Origin of the sequence: Collinsella sp. AM36-4AA (assembly GCF_003467795.1) — a bacterium.
Classification (GTDB): domain Bacteria; phylum Actinomycetota; class Coriobacteriia; order Coriobacteriales; family Coriobacteriaceae; genus Collinsella.
On sequence record NZ_QSHS01000002.1, the window covers coordinates 109,472 to 126,295 of the forward strand.

General features: G+C 62.8%; 14 protein-coding genes and 2 tRNA genes. 9 read left to right on the top strand and 7 right to left on the bottom strand.

The genetic code is table 11. The features are described 5' to 3' along the window. Positions 1-26: 26 nt before the first annotated feature. The gene (locus tag DW850_RS01740) at positions 27-2,744 is read right to left on the bottom strand and encodes an HAD-IC family P-type ATPase (RefSeq protein WP_117786070.1); all 2,718 of its coding nucleotides are present in this window, start codon (positions 2,742-2,744) and stop codon (positions 27-29) included. Positions 2,745-2,820: 76 nt separating this feature from the next. Then, positions 2,821-2,897, bottom strand: a tRNA-Arg gene (locus tag DW850_RS01745). Positions 2,898-3,101: 204 nt separating this feature from the next. Between DW850_RS01745 and aroF the strand changes: the two genes are divergently transcribed. From aroF to aroQ, 8 genes are all read left to right on the top strand, one after another. Beyond that, the gene (gene aroF, locus DW850_RS01750) at positions 3,102-4,124 is read left to right on the top strand and encodes a 3-deoxy-7-phosphoheptulonate synthase (RefSeq protein ID WP_117786071.1); all 1,023 of its coding nucleotides are present in this window, start codon (positions 3,102-3,104) and stop codon (positions 4,122-4,124) included. Positions 4,125-4,127: 3 nt separating this feature from the next. Beyond that, the gene (locus tag DW850_RS01755) at positions 4,128-5,042 is read left to right on the top strand and encodes a prephenate dehydrogenase/arogenate dehydrogenase family protein (protein WP_117766673.1); all 915 of its coding nucleotides are present in this window, start codon (positions 4,128-4,130) and stop codon (positions 5,040-5,042) included. A gap of 36 nt (positions 5,043-5,078) precedes the next feature. Beyond that, complete coding sequence (gene aroB, locus DW850_RS01760) at positions 5,079-6,185, top strand: 3-dehydroquinate synthase (protein ID WP_117786072.1); 1,107 nt, start codon at positions 5,079-5,081, stop codon at positions 6,183-6,185. After that, positions 6,179-7,498 carry a 3-phosphoshikimate 1-carboxyvinyltransferase gene (aroA, locus tag DW850_RS01765; protein ID WP_117786073.1) on the top strand — a complete coding sequence of 440 codons (1,320 nt, stop codon included), beginning with the start codon at positions 6,179-6,181 and terminating at the stop codon, positions 7,496-7,498. The genes aroB and aroA overlap by 7 nt, the downstream gene beginning before the upstream one ends. Before the next feature lies 1 nt (position 7,499). Then, the gene (gene aroC / locus DW850_RS01770; RefSeq protein ID WP_117786074.1) at positions 7,500-8,597 is read left to right on the top strand and encodes a chorismate synthase; all 1,098 of its coding nucleotides are present in this window, start codon (positions 7,500-7,502) and stop codon (positions 8,595-8,597) included. Positions 8,598-8,733: 136 nt separating this feature from the next. Continuing rightward, a complete protein-coding gene (gene pheA / locus DW850_RS01775) occupies positions 8,734-9,879 on the top strand; it encodes a prephenate dehydratase (protein ID WP_117786075.1) in 1,146 nt (381 codons plus the stop codon). After that, entirely contained in the window at positions 9,880-11,130 is a 1,251-nt protein-coding gene (locus DW850_RS01780) for a shikimate kinase (protein ID WP_117786076.1), read from the top strand. 64 nt (positions 11,131-11,194) lie between these two features. Next, positions 11,195-11,632 (top strand): type II 3-dehydroquinate dehydratase, encoded by a 438-nt coding sequence (aroQ, locus tag DW850_RS01785; RefSeq protein ID WP_099431841.1) that lies wholly within the window; start codon positions 11,195-11,197, stop codon positions 11,630-11,632. 104 nt (positions 11,633-11,736) lie between these two features. Here aroQ and DW850_RS01790 read toward each other — a convergent pair. The 3 genes from DW850_RS01790 to DW850_RS01800 form a co-directional block, all read right to left on the bottom strand. Further along, positions 11,737-11,813: transfer RNA gene (locus DW850_RS01790), tRNA-Arg, on the bottom strand. Positions 11,814-11,867: 54 nt separating this feature from the next. Beyond that, positions 11,868-12,635: an ABC transporter ATP-binding protein gene (locus DW850_RS01795; protein WP_006236046.1), complete on the bottom strand. Its 768-nt coding sequence runs from the start codon at positions 12,633-12,635 to the stop codon at positions 11,868-11,870. Between the two features lie 11 nt (positions 12,636-12,646). Further along, complete coding sequence (locus tag DW850_RS01800) at positions 12,647-13,492, bottom strand: ABC transporter permease (RefSeq protein ID WP_022094778.1); 846 nt, start codon at positions 13,490-13,492, stop codon at positions 12,647-12,649. Positions 13,493-13,652: 160 nt separating this feature from the next. On the opposite strand from DW850_RS01800, the gene DW850_RS01805 reads away from it, so the two are divergent. Then, positions 13,653-14,624: a glycosyltransferase family 2 protein gene (locus tag DW850_RS01805; RefSeq protein ID WP_117786077.1), complete on the top strand. Its 972-nt coding sequence runs from the start codon at positions 13,653-13,655 to the stop codon at positions 14,622-14,624. Between the two features lie 102 nt (positions 14,625-14,726). Here DW850_RS01805 and DW850_RS01810 read toward each other — a convergent pair whose 3' ends face one another. After that, a complete protein-coding gene (locus DW850_RS01810) occupies positions 14,727-16,181 on the bottom strand; it encodes a sugar nucleotide-binding protein (RefSeq protein WP_117786078.1) in 1,455 nt (484 codons plus the stop codon). A gap of 13 nt (positions 16,182-16,194) precedes the next feature. Next, positions 16,195-16,824 (bottom strand): dTDP-glucose 4,6-dehydratase (locus DW850_RS01815; protein WP_117786079.1); only part of this gene is annotated, 630 nt, incomplete at its 5' end.

The window sequence follows — 16,824 nt, forward strand, 5'->3', positions numbered from 1 at the left end:
CAATTCAACATCGCCAGGGCGCGTAGTTACTTCTTCTTTTTGCTCGGCATCGAGACTTTGATGCCTTGGGCGGACTTGGTTACGCGAGAGCGCTTGGCTCCGCTACCCTTCTTTTTCTTGGGCTGGGCCTGGGCCACGCCCTCGAGTGCGCGGGCCTCGGCCTCGCGAGCGGTGCGATCTTCGCGGCGCTGCGCCATGTCGGCGGCGACGCGCTTGGCAAAACGCTCGGCCGTCGAACCCGTCGAGCTCACCTTGCCGCCACCGCGACCCAGGTGGACGCGCACACCGCGGCCAAAACCAGTTGCGGCATGACGACGACGCGGCTTGAGCGAATCCATCATCGTGGCGAGCTTAAAGAACACCGAGCAGGTAAAGACCACGATGACAGCCAAGATTACCATCTGGCCCATCGACAGGTTGGCAATAGACAGCAGCTCCGGGAATCCGATAACGCCCACCAGGATGCCGGCGACAACAAACACGAAGAGCACCACACGTAAGGGCGTGAGAGGCTGCGAGATGCGCCAGATCAGGCTGACGCTCGCCGCGCACGACGAAAGCAGGCACATCGTAGACAGCGTGAGCTGGCTAAAGCCAAACACGCGCGCCACAAAGATATCGAGCGCCGCGGCCAAAATGACCGCAATCGACGCCGGCAGTGCCCGCTTGAGCACGTTCGTCAGGAACGACCCCTTCACGCGAGCATTGTTGGGCTCCAGGCCCAACACAAAGCCCGGCGCGCCGATGCAGAAGAAGTTGATGAGCGTCATCTGAATCGGCTCGAAAGGGTACGGCGGCAGCGCGATGCACAGCGCCGCCAGGCCCATCGAGAACAGCGTCTTAGTCAGGAACAGCGAAGCCGAACGCTGCAGGTTGTTGATGGAGCGACGGCCCTCGGCCACCACGGCGGGCATCGAGGCAAAGTCGTTGTCGACGAGCACGATCTCGGCCACGTTACGCGCGGCATCGGAGCCGGCCGCCATGGCCACGGAGCAGTCGGCCTCCTTGAGCGCCAGCACGTCGTTGACGCCGTCGCCTGTCATGGCCACGGTGTGCTCGCGGCGCTTGAGCGCCTGCACGAGCTCGCGCTTCTGCTGCGGGGTCACACGACCAAAGACATGGTAGCGGTCCACTGCGGCATCGAGCTTGGCCGGCGTATCGAGCGTCGTGGCGTCCACATAAGCGTCCGCCCCCGGCACGCCCACCACGCGCGCGATCGACGACACCGTACGCGGGTCGTCGCCACTGATCACGTTGAGCGTCACGCCCTGCTCGTTAAAGTAGCCGATGGTCTCGGCCGCCGAGGTACGAATCTCGTCGCGGATGGTCACAAAGCCCACGGGCTCGGCCTCGCCCACCATTTCGCCATCGGGCGTAAAGCCGTCCACGCGCGCCACCACGAGCACGCGGCAGGTATCGGCAAGCTCGGCGACACGGTTCTCGACCTGGGCAAACGCACGATCAGAGAGCACAAACTGCGCCGCACCCATCACATAGGAGCCCTGTGCAAACGACGCGCCGCTCCACTTTTTGGAAGACGAGAACGGAATGACCGACAGCGGCTCGGACACCTCGACCGGACGGTCGGCGTAATAGTTGAGCAGCGCCTGACAGGTCTCGTTGGCATCGGCCGAGGTCGCACGCGCCACGTTAGCCAGAGCAAAATCGAGCACCGTGGTATCGACGGGAACGGCGGCGTCGCCCTCCCCCGCACCCATACCCTCGACCGGCAGCGGATACGTACCCTCGACCTCCATGCGACCCGACGTGATGGTGCCCGTCTTGTCCAGGCACAGCACGTCGACGCGAGCGAGCGTCTCGATGCAGTAAAGCTGCTGCGCCAGCACCTTGCGGCGGGCCAAGCGCACCGTGGCGATGGCGAGCACCGACGAGGTCAGAAGCACCAGGCCTTGCGGGATCATGCCCAGCAGGGCGCCCACCGTGGACAGCAGCGCCGACGAGGGCACGCGGCCGGCCAGCAGCTCGGAGAAGCACCACGAAAGCGCGCTATCGCCCGGGGTTCCCGCGGCATCCCACAGCTCGCTCACACTCGAGGCAAACAACGCCAAACCGAGCGGGATCATGATGATGCTCGCAAAGCGCACGATGGCGTTAAGCGCGTTCATGATCTCGGAATTGACCTTTTTGACGTACTTGGCCTCGTTATTAATTTTGGCCACGTAGTTGTCGGCGCCGACATGGATCACGCGGGCGCGCAGCAGGCCCGAGTCGATAAAGCTGCCGCTCATGAGCTCGGAACCGGGCTGTTTCTTAATAAGGTCGCTCTCGCCCGTCAGCAGACTCTCGTTCACGAGCGCCTCGCCCGAAACCACCACGGCGTCAGCGGGAATCTGGTCGCCGCGCCCCAGGCGGATGATGTCGTCGAGCACGATCTGGTCCAGGTCGAGCTCCACCTCGGAGCCGTCACGCACCGCGATGGCCTTCTTGGAGGTCAGCAGCGTGAGCTTATCGACCATCTTCTTGGAACGCATGGCCTGAATGACGCCAATAGCGGTATTGAGGAACACCACGAACAGGAACGTCAAATTCTTAAACGAACCGGTCAAAATGACCAGGAACGCCAAGATCACGTTGATCAAATTGAACAGCGTGCAGAGGTTCTCGATGATGAGCTCTTTGACCGACTTGGTCTTGAGCTCCATGTTGCGGTTGATCTTACCGGCGGCGATGCGCTCCTCGACCTCGGCGGTCGAGAGTCCGCGCTCGATATCCGTTGCTGCCATACCACGTCCCATCACGTCGCGTCGGTATAAGAAAAACCGCCCGGACCATGCGAGGTTCGGACGGTCTCACGTTCGATGGTGCCCCATGTTGGATTCGAACCAACGGCCTTCTGCTCCGGAGGCAGACGCTCTAATCCCCTGAGCTAATAGGGCCAACGTTTGGCATTATACCCAAGTGCACCACGGGCTATCAAAATAAAAGAAAAAGCTTTGCAATTCCGAGGAAGACGCGGCTCAACGGCCCACTTTAGAAGGCAAAAGCGAGTCGGATAGTATAAACTCTCATGCACCATATGTACACGGCTCGCGATGCGGGCCGTTTTTGCAAGGGTTATCCATCGAGGTGAGAGGCACACCATGATTGCAATTTTAAAAGAGAGCGCCAGCGACGAGGCCGTCAGCCATATCGTCAGCTGGATTGAGAAAAAGGGCCTGAAGACCGATGTCTCGCGCGGCGAGAATGAGACGATCATCGGCCTGGTGGGCGATACGACCAAGATCGACCCGTTCCTGCTCGAGTCCATGGATGTCGTCGAGCGCGTGCAGCGCGTCTCCGAGCCGTTCAAGCGCGCCAACCGCAAGTTCCACCCCGAGGACTCCGTCATCGACTGCGGCCACGGCGTCAAGATCGGCGGCGATCAGTTCCAGGTCATCGCCGGCCCGTGCTCCGTCGAGGGCGAGAACCTCATCCGCATCGCCCGCCGCGTGAAGGCCGCCGGTGCCACGATGCTGCGCGGCGGTGCCTACAAGCCCCGCACTTCCCCGTACGCCTACCAGGGCATGGGCCCCGCCGGTCTGGACCTGCTGTGCGAGGCGTCTGCCGAGCTCGACATGCCGATCGTCACCGAGATCATGGACCCGCGCGACGTGCAGGTCTTCCTGGACAAGAAAATCGACGTCATGCAGATCGGCGCCCGCAACGCCCAGAACTTCCCTCTGCTCAAAGAGGTCGGCAAGACCAAGACTCCGATCTTGCTTAAGCGCGGCATGTCCGGCACGATCGATGAGCTGCTCATGGCCGCCGAGTACATCATGAGCGAGGGCAACGACAACGTCATCCTGTGCGAGCGCGGCATCCGCACCTTCGAGACCCGTACTCGCAACACATTCGACCTCAACGCCGTGCCGGTGCTGCACCACCTGTCGCACCTGCCCGTCGTCGCCGACCCCAGCCACGCCACCGGCTACACCCGCTACGTTGAGCCCATGGCGCTTGCCGCGACCGCCTGCGGCGCCAACGGCCTGGAGATCGAGGTCCACGACGAGCCGAGCCGCGCCTGGTCCGACGGCGCCCAGGCCCTCACCCCCGATCAGTTCGACGACACCATGCGCCGCATCCGAGCCATCCGCGAGGTCGTCTGCCAAGAGACCATGGAGTAGCCCATGGGTACAGTGAGAAACGCGCGCGTCAACCAGGGCGGCCCCAAGTGCGCCGGCATCGTCGGCCTTGGCCTCATCGGCGGCAGCTTTGCCCGCGGCTATGCGCAGGCGGGCGTCCGCGTGCTGGCCTGGGATCCCGATGACGATGTCATGACGGCTGCCAGCATGGGCACCGTTGCCGGCGAGCTCAACGACAAGACGCTCGGCGAATGCGACATCATCGTCCTTGCCTGCTATCCCGAGGCATGCATCGAGTGGCTCGAGGCGCACGCCCAGGCGCTCGCCGACGCCACCGACACCGAGGCCATCATGGGCCCCGTGGTGATCGACACGGTGGGCGTCAAGGGCATCGTGTGCGAGCGCGCCTTTGAGCTTGCCCGCGAGCACGGCTTTTACTTTGTGGGCGCGCACCCCATGGCGGGCACGCAGTACTCGGGCTATGCGCACTCCCGCGCCGACCTGTTCCAGGGCGCCCCGCTCGTGCTCGTACCGCCCGCGGTGGACGATGCGCTCAAACTGGAGCTTTTGGGCCAGGTGCGCGAGATGGTACGCCCCTTGGGCTTTGGCAAGTTCAGCGTGACCAGCGCCGCCGAGCACGACCGCGTCATCGCCTTTACGAGCCAGCTCGCGCACGTCGTCTCCAACGCCTATGTTAAGAGCCCGACCGCTCAGGTCCACCACGGCTTTTCGGCCGGCAGCTACCGCGACCTCACCCGCGTGGCGCACCTCAATCCGCAGATGTGGTCCGAGCTCATGATCGACGACGCCAATGCGCTCGCCTTCGAGATCGACCATCTGATCGAATCGCTCGGCGCCTACAGCCGCGCCCTTAAAGACCGCGACCAGCGCTATCTGGAGAATCTCCTTGCCGAGGGCGACCGAATTAAGCGCGCACTCGACGACGAGGCCTCCCACTAGACCACCTATCACGCCAGGTCGAAAGGACCGAAGCTTATGGCGATTACCATCGATATCGACACCGCACGCCCCTACCAGGTGCATGTTGGCACGTTTTTGCTGGAGCAGGCGGGACCGCTCGTGCGCGCCACTGCCGGCGGCACCAAGGCCGTCATCGTGACGGACACCAACGTGGGCCCGCTCTACCAGATGCCCGTTAAGCAGAGCCTGGAGGCGTCAGGCTACGAGGTGAGCATCTGCACCTTCGAGGCCGGCGAGGCCCATAAGCGCGCCGAAACCTATGTTGCCATTTTGGAGTTTGTGGCCGAGCACGAGCTTTCGCGCTCCGACGTGATCGTGGCACTCGGCGGTGGTGTCGTGGGCGACGTGGCGGGCTTTGTGGCCGCCACCTACATGCGCGGCTGCAAGTTTGTGCAGATCCCGACGAGCCTGCTCGCCATGGTGGATTCGTCTGTGGGCGGCAAGACCGCCATCGACCTGGCTGCCGGCAAGAACTTGGCCGGCGCCTTTTGGCAGCCGAGCGTGGTCATTGCCGACGTGGGGTGCCTGGCCACCCTCACGCCCGAGCAGTTCGCTGACGGCTGCGGCGAGGTCGTCAAGCACGCCGTGATTGCCGATCCGGAGCTTTTCGCCGAGCTGGAGAAGACCCCGCTCACGCTGGAGCTGCTCAACCACGATGTGGCCCGCGTAGCACTCATCATCGCCCGCAACATCGACATCAAGCGCGCCGTGGTCGTCGCCGACGAGCGCGAGACTAACCAGCGTAAGCTCCTCAACTTTGGACACAGCGCCGGACACGCCGTCGAAGCCTGCGAGCACTTTGAGCTCGGACACGGCAACTGCGTGTCGATCGGCATGGGTATCATCACGCGCGCCGCGGCCCTGCACGGCGTCTGCGATGCTGCGCTGCCCGGTCGTATTGAGGAGCTCTGCGCCCGCCATGGCCTCAAGACCCGCTGCGGCCTAGATGCCGATGCCGTCTTTGCCGAAGCGCTCCACGACAAGAAGCGCGCGGGCGACACCATCGACCTGGTGATTCCGCACGGCATTGGCCGCTGCAGCATCGACCGCACGCCACTTTCCACTTTCCACGAACTCATTGCCGAGGGCCTCGGCCAGAAGGGAGACGCATCCGCATGCTAGCCCGCATCACCCCGTCCCCGCTCAAGGGCACCGTTCCCGCCATCGCGTCCAAGTCGATGGCGCATCGCCTCATCATCTGCGCTGCGCTTGCCAACGGCGAGACGCACGTCACCTGCAACACCACCTGCGCCGACATCGAGGCCACGGTGCGCTGCCTTACGGCACTGGGTGCTCGCATCGAGACCGTCGAGGACGGCTTCCAGGTCCACCCCACCATGAAGAGTGTTGAGTTTGGCCTGCTCAAGGCCCTTGCCGGCGGCACGCTTGACTGCGGTGAAAGTGGCTCCACGCTGCGCTTTATGCTGCCTGTCGCCTGCGCGCTGGGTGCGGATGCCACCTTCGTAGGCCAGGGCCGCCTGGGCGCCCGCCCGCTCTCCCCGCTCTCGGACGAGATCATCGCCGCCGGCTGCGACCTACAGGGTCTGGGCGGTTTTCCGCTCAAGACGAGCGGCCGCATGCGCCCGGGCACCTTTGTGCTTCCGGGCAACGTGAGCTCGCAGTACATCTCGGGCCTGCTGCTGGCAGCCCCACTGCTGGCCCAGCCCTCCTGCGTGCAGGTAACCGGCCTCATTGAGAGCCGTCCCTACATCAACCTGACGATCCAGGCCATGAAGGCCTTTGGCGTCGAGGTCAACGTCGAGCGTATTCCGGCCAAGGACGGCCAGCCCGAGGTCACGAACTTCCGCGTGAGCAGCGGCTCGTACCGCACGCCCGGCAGCGTTGCTGTCGAGGGCGACTGGTCCAACGCCGCCTTTTGGCTGTGCGCCGGTGCCATCGGCACCGACCCAATCACCGTCGAGGGCGTGTCGCTAAGCTCCGCACAGGGCGACCGTAACGTGCTTGCCGCGCTTTCGCGCTTTGGCGCCCGCATCGTGCGCTCCACCAACGCCGCCACCGTGCAGTCCGACAAGCTCGCCGGCTTTGAGATGAGTGCCCACGACATTCCGGACCTGGTGCCCGTCATCTCGGCCGTGGCCTCGTTGGCACAGGGCCGCACCTTTATTCGCGATTGCGCCCGTCTGCGCATCAAGGAATCCGACCGTCTGGCCACCACCACCCGCGAGCTCTGCGCGCTGGGCGCGCAGGTGCGTATTGCCGGCGACGATCTCATCATCAAGGGCGTCGACGCCTTCACCGGCGGCGAGGTCGATTCGCACAACGACCATCGCATCGCCATGATGGCCGCTATCGCCGCGAGCCGCGCCACCGGCGAGGTCGTGATCCACGGCGCCGAGGCCGTCAACAAGTCCTATCCCGATTTCTTCGACCACTACCGCCTGCTGGGCGGCAAGGTCACGCTCGAGGAGGAATAGCATGTCCTCGACCTTTGGCAACGTCTTGCACTTAAGCATCTTCGGCCAGTCGCACTCCCCCGCCATCGGCTGCTCCCTCGATGGCATTCCGGCGGGCATCGCCGTTGACCAAGAAGCGCTGCAGGCCTTTTTGAACCGTCGCGCCCCCGGTCGCGACGAGACCGCGACCAAGCGCCGCGAGGCCGACGCCGCCCAAATCATCGCCGGCGTGGTCGATGGGCACACCACCGGCGCGCCCATTGCCGCGATTATCGAGAACACCAACACGCGCTCCAAGGATTACTCCGAGCTGCGCCGCAAGCCCCGTCCGGGACATGCGGACTTCCCTGCACGCGTGAAGTATCACAACATGCACGATGTCGCCGGCGGCGGGCATTTCTCCGGCCGCCTAACGGCACCCCTGTGCATCGCCGGCGGCATTGCGCTGCAGGCACTCGAGGCCTGCGGCATTAAAGTGATGGCGCATGTGGCGCAGATCGGCGGCATCTCCGACCTGCCGATGGACGATATGGTCTATCGCGAGGCCGACCGCAAGGCGATCCTTACGAACGATCTGCCGTGCATTGACGCCGCCGCAGCCGGCCGCATGCGTGAGGAGATCCTAGCCGCGCGCGACGAACTCGACAGCATCGGCGGCATCGTGGAGTGCGGCATTTACGGGCTTCCCGCAGGCATCGGCGACCCCATGTTCGACGGTATCGAGAACCGCATCGCGCAAATCGCGTTTGGCATTCCCGCCGTAAAGGGCGTGGAGTTTGGCATGGGCTTTGCCGTGGCCGCCATGCGTGGCAGCGAGAACAACGATCCGTATCGCATCGATGCCGAGACCGGCGAGATCGAGGTCGAGTCCAACAACGCCGGCGGCATCCTGGGCGGTATTTCAACCGGCGCGCCCGTCATGTGGCGCATGGCCGTAAAGCCGACGCCCTCAATTGGCCGCGAGCAGCAGACGGTGGACATGGACGCTATGGAAAATGCCGAGCTCTCGGTCCACGGCCGCCACGATCCCTGCATCGTCCCCCGAGCCGTCCCCGTAGCCGAGGCAGCCGCCGCCCTTGCCATCTGGGACGCCCTCCTCGAAGACGCCGCCCAGCGCTAAAAATCTCCGGGGGCCAACTCCGGCCCCCACGCCTACCCAGTGATTTTTCTGGGACGGGGATTAAAAAATCATTAGGAACACAATGATTTTTTAATCCCCGTCCCAGAAAAATCACCGACACGTGAAAGGGGTCTCCATGGACCTTGCCGATATTCGCCAGGCCATCGACGGCATCGATACAACGCTCCTCAATAGCTTTGTCGAGCGCATGGATATTGCCACCGATGTCGCCAAGTCAAAAATCGAGATGGGCAAGGCCGTCTTCGACCCCGCCCGTGAGCGCTCCAAGCTCAACAATCTCGCCAGCCGCGTGCCCGAGCGCTACGAGGCCCAAGCCATCACCCTGTTCCGCCTCCTCATGAGCATGAGCAAGGCCGAGCAACAGCGCTACATCAACGAGCTCAAGGGCATCACCGTCTCACAAAAGGCCCACGCCACGGCTGCAGCCTTTGACACGCCTTTCCCCCAGACGGCTAGCGTCGCCTGCCAGGGCGTCGAGGGCGCCTATAGCCAAATTGCCGCGTGCAGGCTCTTCGACGTGCCCGACATTGCGTTCTTCGAGACCTTCGAAGGCGTTATGCGCGCTGTGCGCGACGGCTTCTGCGAGTTTGGCGTGCTGCCCATCGAGAACTCCACCGCCGGCTCGGTCAACGCTGTCTACGACCTGCTCGCCCAGTTCGACTTCCACATCGTGCGCTCGCTGCGCCTCAAGATCGATCACAACTTGCTCGTCAAGCCCGGCACCAAGCTCGCGGGCATACGCGAGGTCTACAGCCACGGTCAGGCCATCGCGCAGTGCGCTAGCTTTATCGAGGCGCACGGCCTGCACGCCACCAAGTACCCCAACACCGCCATGTCGGCCGAGATGGTCGCCAGCTCCGAGCGCACCGATGTTGCCGCCATCGCATCGCGCAGCTGCGCCGCACTCTACGGTCTGGAGGTGCTGGAGCCCAACATCCAGGACTCGGACAACAACTACACGCGCTTTGTCGTCATCAGCCGCGAGCCACGCGTCTACCCCGGTGCCAACCGCACCTCACTCATGATCACCACGGCCAATGAGCCGGGCGCCCTCTATCGCGTACTCGAGCGCTTCTACGCGCTCAATATCAACCTCATCAAGCTCGAGAGCCGCCCCATCCCCGGCCGCGACTTTGAGTTTATGTTCTACTTTGATCTGGACTGCCCCTTTGGCAGCAAGGCTCTCGACGACCTGCTCGATTCGATCAACGACGTGTGCGAGAGCTTCACCTACTTTGGCAGCTACACGGAGGTGCTCTAGATGACCGATACCGCCGCAACCCGCCCCTACGGCGTGCTGGGCCGCGTGCTGGGCCACAGCTACACCCCGACCATCTACAAGGAGCTGGCGGGGCTTGAGTACGTGCGTTTTGAGCGCGAGCCCGAGGATCTTGAGGCTTTTATGACGGGCGACGAATGGGAGGGCACCAACGTGACCATCCCCTACAAGCGCGCCGTCATGGAGTATCTGGACGAGCTGAGCCCGCTCGCCGAGCGCATGGGCAACGTCAACACCATCACGCGCCTGCCCGACGGCCGCCTGCACGGCGATAATACTGACTACTTCGGTTTCCAGTGCCTGGTCGAGGAGTTGGGCGTTGAGGTTGCCGGCAAGAAGGCCCTCGTGCTCGGTGCCACCGGCGGCGCCGGCACCACGGCAAGTATGGTGCTGGGAGACATGGGCGCCATCGTCGTACCCGTGGGTCGCACGAGCGAGGTCAACTACGACAATATCGCGCAGCAGTCCGACGCCTCCCTACTCGTCAACTGCACGCCCGCCGGCATGTTCCCCCATTGCCCCGACGCGCCTTGCACGCTCGAAGGCCTCGATGCGCTCGAGGGCGTCATCGACATTGTCTACAACCCCGCCCGCACGGGCCTGATGCTCGAGGCCGAGCGCCGCGGCATCCCCTGCATCGGCGGCCTGCTTATGCTTGTTGCCCAGGCGGCACAAGCTGTCGAGCGCTATACCGGCAAAGCCACCCCGCGCGAGAGGATCCTGGACATAACGGAGCGCCTGTCACGCCGCGAACAGAACATCGCGCTGATCGGCATGCCGGGCTCGGGCAAGACCCGCGTGGGCGAGCAGATCGCCCAGCTCACGGGCCGCGAGCACATCGATCTCGATCGCGCCCTCGAGGAGCGCCTGGGCATGCCCTGCGCCGACTTTATCATCAAGTGCGGCGAGGCGGCCTTCCGCGAGCAGGAGACGGCAGCGCTGGCCGACATCTCCAAGCGCAGCGGCTTGGTGCTCTCCACCGGCGGCGGCGTGGTTACGCGCGACGAGAACTACCCTCTGCTGCACCAAAACAGCCAAATCGTGATGCTCAACCGCAAGCTCGACGAGCTCGCCCACAAGGGCCGCCCCATCACCGCGCGCGACGGCATCGACAAGCTGGCCGAGCAGCGTATGCCGCGCTACCGCGCCTGGGCCGACTACATCATCGACTCACGCGACTGCGCCGCCAACACCGCCCATGCCCTCCTCGACACCCTCCCACCCGCTCTCTAACCAAAACCACCACAAAGGGGGCAGGCACCTTTGTGGTGGTTTTTCAACTGCAAAGGAAGCAACCATGAAAGCACTCGTCATTAACGGCCCCAACCTCAACATGCTCGGCATTCGCGAGCCAGGCATCTACGGCAGCGACAACTACGATCGCTTAGTGCAGATCTGCCAGGAAGCGGGTGCCGCACAGGGCTTCGACGAGGTCGAGGTCTTCCAGTCTAACCACGAGGGCAGCATCGTCGACAAGATCCAGGAGGCTTACGGAAAGGTCGACGGCATCGTCATCAACCCGGCCGCCTACACGCACACAAGCGTGGCCATCCTGGACGCGCTCAAAGCCGTCGCCATCCCGGCTGTGGAGGTCCACATTAGCGCAGTCGAGACCCGCGAAGACTTCCGCCAGGTGAGCTACGCCCGTCTGGCCTGCTTCGCCACCATCACCGGAGAGGGCCTGAAGGGCTACGCCCACGCGTTGGAGCTGCTGAAAGAGCATCTCGAAAAGTAAAATGCCAACCCCAACAAACAGCAGCGGCTTGCTCGCGCTCGGCTCCAGCAACACACAAGATGAAAAAAGCCCAGACCACCAAGCGGTCTGGGCTTAATAAACGATGGTGCTCCATGGCGGATTCGAACCGTCGACCTTGGGATTAGAAGTCCCCTGCTCTATCCAACTGAGCTAATGGAGCAAATAACCGCACGCCCAAGCAAGCACAAGCCTGTCAGGCGCAAGTAATTATAACCTAGTTGAACTGCTCGCGGTACGCCTTGCAGACCTCATCGACCGGGCCGTCCATGCGAAGGTCACCCTTCTCAATCCAAACGGCACGCTGGCAGATGCGCTCAACCTGCTCCATAGAGTGCGAAACGAACAGAACCGTCACGTCGCCGCTCTGGATAAAGTGCTGGATGCGGGCCTCACACTTTTGCTGGAAGAACACATCACCGACGGACAGCGTCTCGTCAACGATCAGAATATCGGGCTCGGTAATCGTCGCGATTGCAAAGGCGATACGCGCCACCATGCCCGAAGAGAAGTTCTTAAGCGGCATATCGACAAAGTTCTGCAGCTCAGCGAACTCGATAATGCCGTCAAAGTTGGCGTCGATGAACTCCTTGGTATAGCCGAGCAGGGCGCCGTTCAGATAGATGTTCTCGCGGGCGGTCAGCTCGGGGTCAAAGCCGGCGCCAAGCTCAATCAGCGGCGCGATGTTACCGTGCACCTTAACGCTGCCCTCGCTAGGCTCAAGAACGCCAGCGATAATCTTGAGCATCGTAGACTTGCCGGAGCCATTGGTGCCGACCAGACCCACAACCTCGCCGCGATGAATATCAAACGAGATGTGCTTAAGCGCCCTAAACTCCTCAAAGAACAGCTCGTGCTTGGCAAGCTTAATGAAGTACTCCTTGAGGTTGGTCAGCGACTCGGACGCCATGTTAAAGATCATGGTGACGTCGTCGACCTCGACAGCCAGAGGCTGCTCGCTGTAATCAACAACAGATTCAGTCATCACAGCACTCCTTAGATGTAGAGGATAAATTTGCGCTCGGACTTATGGAACACGGTATAGCCAATAATAAGCGCAAGAACCGCCCAAGCGACGCACATACCAAACGTCATAAGCGAGGGCGTAGTCTGGAACAGGAAGATATCGCGCATAAACTGCAGGTAGTTGAACATGGGGTTCGCATACATCAAGATACGCACGAGATGCGGCATTTGCGCAATATAGTCAGTCGTCCAGAAGATGGGCGTAATGTAAGTCCACGCCGTAATGACGACGCTCCACAGATGCATAACGTCGCGGAAGAAGACCGTAAGGGCAGAGAGCATCATGCCCAGGCCCATGCAGAAGCACATAAGCAGCAGCAGGCAAACCGGCAACAGAATCAGGTGCCAAGAAGGCATAACGCGGAACCACAGCATGACGATGGCGACGGCGACCAGCGAGAAGGCAAAGTTGACCAGCGAGAAGAGCACCTTCTGCACCGGGAAAACCCAGCGGTGCACCTTAACCTTCTTGAGCAGAGGGGCAGCGCCCACGATCGACGTCAGGGCCTGGTTAGTAGACTCAGACATGACGGCAAAGGTGATGTTACCCACGATCAAGTACAGCGGGTACATCTCGGGCGTCATTGAGCCATTGCGGCCCTGGCCAAAAATCGTCGAGAACACGATGGCCATGACGATCATCATCAGCAGCGGGTTGAGCACCGACCATGCGACGCCCAGAACGCTACGGCGATACTTGATCTTAAAATCCTTGGTAACCAGCTGACGAAGGATAAACGCGTCCTTCTCAAATTCGTTCTTAGCAAACGTCGCAGGCAGACTGCGAGTTTCTTGTTGCTTTGTCTGATCCGACACGGATGCAACTCCTTTACTCGTAATCGTTGACAAACGAACAGTATAGACCCGACGGCCATGCAAACGATTCGCGCAACAAAACTGGAGAACTAACCCACATCTTAGGATGCCAGGCCCAAACGGCTATACTTTCTAGGATTGAATGTATAAGGAGCATTAAGTGAATTCTGAATCCATCGCCGTCATCATCCCTTGCTACAACGAAGCGCTCACGATCGGCAAAGTCATCGACGACTTTCACCGCGAGCTTCCGCAGGCGACGGTCTATGTCTATGACAACAACTCGTCGGACGATACCTCACGCATTGCCACCGAGCACGGCGCCACAGTCCGCTTTGAGCCCCGTCAGGGAAAGGGCAACGTGTGCCGCCAGATGTTTCGCGATATCGACGCCGATTGCTACCTGATGGTCGACGGAGACGACACCTACCCCGCCGAGGCGGCCAAGGCCCTCTGCGAGCCCATCCTTAACGGCACGGCCGACATGACCGTAGGCGATCGCCTTTCCAACGGCACCTACGCCGAGGAGAACAAGCGTGCCTTCCACGGCTTTGGCAATAATCTGGTCCGCGCCATGATCAGGTGGATCTATGGCTACAGCTTCGATGACGTCATGACAGGCTACCGCGCCATGAGCCGCCCGTTCGTTAAAACCTTCCCAGTGCTTTCCGAGGGCTTTCAGATCGAAACCGAGCTCTCGATCCACGCCGTCGACCACCGCTGGCGCATCAAAGATGTGCCCATCGAGTACCGCGACCGTCCCGAGGGTTCCGAGTCCAAACTCAACACCGTGAGCGACGGCATTAAAGTCGTTGCGATGATCGGCACGCTGTTCAAGGACTACCGCCCGCTGAAGTTCTTCAGCCTCGTTGCGCTTCTGTTCGCGGTATTCGGCCTCGCCCTGGGCATGCCCATCGTTGTCGAATATTTCCAGACCGGCCTCGTCCCGCGCTTCCCCACCGCTGTGCTCGCCGCCTCGTTTATGTTCCTGTGCGGCCTGAGCCTTGCGACCGGCTTCATCCTTGATTCTGTAGCAAAGGTCGAAAAAAAGCAGTGGGAGGTCAACGTGTACAGCAAATACGCCTACGACGACCAGCCCGGCCACCCTACTTCCATGCCAAGCGAGAGGTAGATCTTCCGCAAAATACTATTGGCACCACTGCGCAGATAGCCACCAACAAGAAAAGCCGCCGTTAAAGAACGGCGGCTTTTACTCTCGAAAAGTTAATAGCGGCTAGAGCGTCTTGATGTACTCCCCCAGCTCTTCCTCCCAGTCGGGCATGTCGAAGCCTGCGGACTCCAGCTTGGACAGGTCGAGCGCGGAGTGGACCGGGCGCGGGGCGACGGGGCCCTCGGCGCTCGCGTAGTAGTCGGCGGTCGATACCGGCACGACCCTGTCCCCGTTGCCGTTGGCGGCCTCGAAGACGGCGCGGGCGATATCGGCCCAGGACTTGACGGCGCCCGAGCCGGTGCAGTCGTAGGTGCCGTAGGGGGCGTGCGTCCCCAGCACGTGGAAGATGGCCTCGGCCATGTCGCGCGTGAAGGTCAGGCGGCCCAGCTGGTCGTCCACGACCGTGACCTGCGTGAGCCCGTCCTCGGGGTCGGCGACGCGGTCGGAGAGCGCCTTCATCGTCTTGACGAAGTTGCGGCCCTCGCCGATGACCCAGCTGGAGCGCATGATGTAGTGGCGCGGGCCCCCCGCCACGGCGATGTCGCCGGCGGCCTTGGTCTGGCCGTAGACGGACAGCGGGCTGAGGGGCTCGTCCTCCGCGTGGACCTCGGCGGTGCCGTCGAAGACGTAGTCGGAGGACACGTGGACGAGCGTGATGCCGTGCCCGGCGCAGGTGCGGGCGAGAAGGGCGGGGCCGGTCGCGTTGGCCTTCCAGGCGACAACGCGGCCCTCGGGGGTCTCCGCCCTATCCACGGCCGTGTAGGCGCCGCAGTTGATGACGGTGCCGTAGAGCGACCAGTCGTACTGCGAATAGGCCTCCGGGTCGGACATGTCGAAGGTGTCGATGTCGCAGAAGTCGAAGTCCTTGGCGACGCCGCGCTCCTCGGCGAGCTTGCGGACCGCGCGGCCCAGCTGGCCGTTGCAGCCGGTGACGAGGGTCCTCTTGGGCGCCATGGGGACGACGTCCCTGAGCATCGGGTGGTTGAGGTCGGCCTCGGAGACGGTGGCCTGGTCCAGCGGGATCGGCCACTCGATGGCGAGCTCGGGGTCGGCGAGGTTCACGAAGGTGTAGGTCCTCTTGAGCTCCAGCGACCAGTGGGCGTCCACCAGGTAGGTGTAGGCGGTGCCGTCCTCGAGCGCCTGGAAGGAGTTGCCCACGCCGCGCGGGACGTAGATGGCCTTCGACGGGTCCAGGGTGCAGGTGAACACCTTGCCGAAGGTCTCGCTGCCCTCGCGCAGGTCGACCCAGGCGCCGAAGACCGAGCCGCGGGCCACCGAGATGAACTTGTCCCAGGGCTCGGCGTGGATGCCGCGCGTGACGCCGCGGCTGTCGTTGTAGGAGACGTTGTTCTGGACGACGCGGAGGTCCGGGATGCCCAGCGCGCACATCTTGGCGCGCTGCCAGTTCTCCTTGAACCAACCGCGCGAGTCGCCGTGGACGGCCAGTTCGACGACCTTCAGGCCCTCGATGCCGGTCTCGGTGACGGAGAGGTCCTTCTCGAATGCGATGTCTGCCATGTCTCTGCTCTCCTTACTGCCCCTGCGCGCGGTAGCGGGCCTCGGTGGCCTCCTTGGCCGGGCGCCACCAGGCCTCGTTGGCGACGTACCAGTCGATGGTGGCCCTGAGGCCCTCGGCGAAGTCGGTGTGCGCCGGCCTCCAGCCGAGCTCGGTCTGCAGCTTGGTGGAGTCGATGGCGTAGCGGCGATCGTGGCCGGGGCGGTCGGCGACCCAGTCGAAGTCCTCGGGGTCGCGCCCCATCGCCTCCAAGATCATGCGCAGGACCGTGATGTTGTCCCTCTCGCCGTCGGCGCCGATGAGGTAGGTCTCCCCCGTGCGGCCGCGGGTCAGGATGTCCCAGACGGCGCTGGAGTGGTCCTCGGTGTGGATCCAGTCGCGGACGTTCTCGCCGCGGCCGTAGAGCTTGGGGCGCACGCCGTCGACGATGTTGGTGATCTGCCTGGGGATGAACTTCTCCACGTGCTGGTAGGGGCCGTAGTTGTTGGAGCAGTTGGAGATCGTGGTGCGAAGCCCGTAGGTGCGGGTCCACGCTCGGACGAGCATGTCGGAGGAAGCCTTGGTCGAGCTGTACGGAGAGGACGGCTTATAGGGCGTCTCCTCAGTGAACTTGGCGGGGTCGTCGAGCGCCAGGTCGCCGTAGAC

What these genes read in the sequence shown, in the direction of transcription:
- aroA (WP_117786073.1), top strand. Translation starts at nt 6,179, where the DNA reads ATGCTAGCCCGCATCACCCCGTCCCCGCTCAAGGGCACCGTTCCCGCC.
- DW850_RS01780 (WP_117786076.1), top strand. Translation starts at nt 9,880, where the DNA reads ATGACCGATACCGCCGCAACCCGCCCCTACGGCGTGCTGGGCCGCGTG.
- aroF (WP_117786071.1), top strand. Translation starts at nt 3,102, where the DNA reads ATGATTGCAATTTTAAAAGAGAGCGCCAGCGACGAGGCCGTCAGCCAT.
- pheA (WP_117786075.1), top strand. Translation starts at nt 8,734, where the DNA reads ATGGACCTTGCCGATATTCGCCAGGCCATCGACGGCATCGATACAACG.
- aroC (WP_117786074.1), top strand. Translation starts at nt 7,500, where the DNA reads ATGTCCTCGACCTTTGGCAACGTCTTGCACTTAAGCATCTTCGGCCAG.
- aroB (WP_117786072.1), top strand. Translation starts at nt 5,079, where the DNA reads ATGGCGATTACCATCGATATCGACACCGCACGCCCCTACCAGGTGCAT.
- aroQ (WP_099431841.1), top strand. Translation starts at nt 11,195, where the DNA reads ATGAAAGCACTCGTCATTAACGGCCCCAACCTCAACATGCTCGGCATT.
- DW850_RS01740 (WP_117786070.1), bottom strand. Translation starts at nt 2,744, where the DNA reads ATGGCAGCAACGGATATCGAGCGCGGACTCTCGACCGCCGAGGTCGAG.
- DW850_RS01755 (WP_117766673.1), top strand. Translation starts at nt 4,128, where the DNA reads ATGGGTACAGTGAGAAACGCGCGCGTCAACCAGGGCGGCCCCAAGTGC.
- DW850_RS01795 (WP_006236046.1), bottom strand. Translation starts at nt 12,635, where the DNA reads ATGACTGAATCTGTTGTTGATTACAGCGAGCAGCCTCTGGCTGTCGAG.
- DW850_RS01810 (WP_117786078.1), bottom strand. Translation starts at nt 16,181, where the DNA reads ATGGCAGACATCGCATTCGAGAAGGACCTCTCCGTCACCGAGACCGGC.